Annotated in this window: 1 pseudogene; it reads right to left on the bottom strand. The window is 61.2% G+C overall.

The features are described from left to right. Nucleotides 1-345 (bottom strand): annotated as a pseudogene (locus P0D96_RS48540) (ISNCY family transposase); the annotation flags it as partial.

Genomic DNA, 345 nt, shown 5'->3' with positions numbered 1-345 from the left:
GGCCGGTGCGCATCGAATGTGCTCCGCGGCATCTTGCCAAACCGGCCGTTAAAGTCAGCGATGAAGTGGGGCGCGTAAGCATTGGCCGCCTCCTTCGTGCTGATTTCGCGTAGCCGCAGTTCCTTCACGAGACGATCCTGCAGCGTCAGATTGGCGCGTTCGACGCGCCCCTTGGCCTGGCTGCTATTGGCGCAGAACGTATCCACATTCAGCTCGTACAGCGCGCGGCCAAACTGCGTGACGCCCTTGCCTGGCGTCACCGAATGGCTGTTGCAATGAAACACGCTGGCCTTGTCGCTGTACAGCGCAACCGGCTTGCCATGCTGTTCAAGGTACGCGCGCATC

Origin of the sequence: Paraburkholderia sp. RL17-347-BIC-D, from assembly GCF_046027915.1 — a bacterium.
Taxonomy (GTDB): domain Bacteria; phylum Pseudomonadota; class Gammaproteobacteria; order Burkholderiales; family Burkholderiaceae; genus Paraburkholderia.
The sequence above is the reverse complement of the archived record's forward strand: the minus strand, read 5'-3'. Positions and strand labels throughout refer to the sequence as shown.